Below are 467 nucleotides of genomic sequence, written 5' to 3'. Positions count from 1 at the left end.
CGTCGCCTCCGGTGCCGCCCTGCTCGCGGCGCTCGGCGGCGGCCTGGGCGCGGCGCTCGGCGGCGGCCTTGCGGAACATCTCCTCGGAGGAGCGGTTCACGCCGGAGCCCTGGGAGAGGTGGTCCGGGTTCTCGCGCGCGGCGAGCTGCAGCATGGCCACCACCACGAGCGAGGTCATGAAGAAGACGCCGAAGGCGATCAGCGCGATGTCGACGCGCAGTGGATTCTGGGTGCCGCCGGAGGCCGTGATGCCGGCGATCACCCCGCCGATCAGGCCGAGCACGGCGGAGAAGACGAGCGGGCCCTTGACCGTGGTGCGCAGACCGCCGCGTGCCGGGCGGCCGGATCCGGCGCGATCGGCGGACGGGCGGGGGGACGGTGCGCTCACGGCGGGACTCCTGACGGCTGGGGGCGGCTGGGGCGACACGGCCCGCACAGGCGCTCGGGGCTGAGGCCTTCGGGGCGCG

The 467-nt window shown here is 75.8% G+C and carries 1 protein-coding gene; it reads right to left on the bottom strand.

What is annotated here, in order from left to right; translation table 11 throughout:
• The coding region (locus D8M29_RS13325) for a hypothetical protein (protein WP_070709555.1) at nucleotides 1-388 on the bottom strand (388 nt) is incomplete at its 3' end.
• Nucleotides 389-467 lie beyond the last annotated feature (79 nt).

The organism is Micrococcus sp. HSID17227, from assembly GCF_003989405.1.
GTDB classification, from domain to species: domain Bacteria; phylum Actinomycetota; class Actinomycetes; order Actinomycetales; family Micrococcaceae; genus Micrococcus; species Micrococcus luteus.
The sequence above is the reverse complement of the archived record's forward strand: the minus strand, read 5'-3'. Positions and strand labels throughout refer to the sequence as shown.